Source organism: Allobosea sp. FBZP-16, from assembly GCF_002831785.1.
GTDB classification, from domain to species: Bacteria; Pseudomonadota; Alphaproteobacteria; order Rhizobiales; family Beijerinckiaceae; genus Allobosea; species Allobosea lupini.
In genome coordinates, this window is sequence record NZ_LNCQ01000058.1 from 1,884 (window position 1) to 3,187 (window position 1,304).

A 1,304-nucleotide genomic window follows, 5' to 3' on the forward strand; every position below is an offset into this window, starting at 1 on the left:
GGTTCCGGTTGAGCTGAAGGGCCGGAAGGAGCGCTACGCCGGCGCCGGGTTGGCTGGTTGGCGCGCCGGCGCTGATGTCGGCCTGCATCACGGTGTTGGCGGCTCGGCCGCGCCTCTTGCGATCGAGGACCGGTCATGACCGTCCCGCGGATATCGCTCGCTGAACAGATCGAGGCGGTGCGCTTTGCCGAGACGCGCCAGCGGGCGCTGAACGACGGCAAAGCGATCAAGGAGCTGCGCGGCGTGCAGTTCGGCCAGCGCGATATCGAGCGCCTGAACACGGCCGCCCGCTCGCTTGAGCTCCTGAAGGAGCAGGCCGACGAGATCCGCGCCTTCCTGAAGCTGCCGGCCGATGCCCGCGAGGCCGTGCTCCGCCATGGCGAAACCATGGGTCAGATGTGCCTCGAGCTCGCGAAGCGCGAGGCGATCGCCGCAGCGGGAGGGCCAGTGCGATGATGGGCCTGACGCCGCGCCAGGCCGACTGCCTGGCCTTCATTCGCAAGCGCCTCGAGGCCGGCCAAGTCGCGCCGTCGTACGAGGAGATCGCGGGCCATCTCGGCATCGTCAAAAGCAACGCGCACCGCATGGTCCATGCACTGGCGGAGCGCGGGCATATCCGCTTCACCAGCGCCCGCGGGCGCTCGATCGCATTAGTCGACAGCGGTTTGACGAAGCCCATGGAGGCCGGGCTCGCCTTGCTCTCGGGCGTCACCGGCAAGAGCCGCGACCAGCTTGTCGCCCAGGCGGTCGAGGAGTTCCTCGAGCGGCAGGTGCGGCGATGACGCAGCATTCCTTCGCCTTCTCGCCGGCCGTCATGGCGCAGCGTTCCGAGCCGGCCGACTCCCTCGACTTCTTCCCGACGCCGCCCTGGGCGACCCGCGCCTTCGTGCACCATGTTGCCCGGCCGGAGCTGGGGGTGCTGATCCCCGATCAGATCCTGGAGCCCGCCTGCGGCGAAGGGCACATGGCCGAGCCATTGAAGGAGGTGTTTCCCTTCGTCGCCGCGAGCGACGTCCATCCCTATGGCTATGGCGAGGTCGAGGACTTCCTTCAGGCCGGCGGCAACCGTGGCGCCTGCGACTGGATGTTCACGAACCCGCCCTTCAACGCGGCCGTGGCTTTCGCTCGCCAAGGGCTGGCGCTGGCGCGCTGTGGCGTCGCGATCCTCGTCCGCACCCAGTGGCTGCACACGATCGAACGTTACGAGCTCTTCCGCGAGTTTCCGCCCTTCGTCATCGCCTATTACGTCGAGCGCGTGCCGATGCACCGCGGCCGCTGGGAGCCGGACGGCGACACGGCGACGG

At 68.9% G+C, this 1,304-nt stretch carries 3 protein-coding genes; all 3 read left to right on the forward strand.

Features of this window, described 5'->3' with window-relative positions; all coding sequences use genetic code 11:
- Positions 1–135 precede the first annotated feature (135 nt).
- Entirely contained in the window at positions 136–456 is a 321-nt protein-coding gene (locus CXY91_RS28410) for a hypothetical protein (protein WP_100965332.1), read from the forward strand.
- Complete coding sequence (locus tag CXY91_RS28415) at positions 456–782, forward strand: LexA family protein (protein WP_158673632.1); 327 nt, start codon at positions 456–458, stop codon at positions 780–782. The genes CXY91_RS28410 and CXY91_RS28415 overlap by 1 nt, the downstream gene beginning before the upstream one ends.
- On the forward strand, positions 779–1,304 hold a 526-nt coding region (locus CXY91_RS30655), incomplete at its 3' end, for an SAM-dependent DNA methyltransferase (protein ID WP_199777593.1). The genes CXY91_RS28415 and CXY91_RS30655, both read left to right, overlap by 4 nt.

Bases quoted from the DNA above. Each gene is read 5' to 3' on its own strand.
- CXY91_RS28410 (WP_100965332.1), top strand. From the start codon at position 136: ATGACCGTCCCGCGGATATCGCTCGCTGAACAGATCGAGGCGGTGCGC.
- CXY91_RS28415 (WP_158673632.1), top strand. From the start codon at position 456: ATGGGCCTGACGCCGCGCCAGGCCGACTGCCTGGCCTTCATTCGCAAG.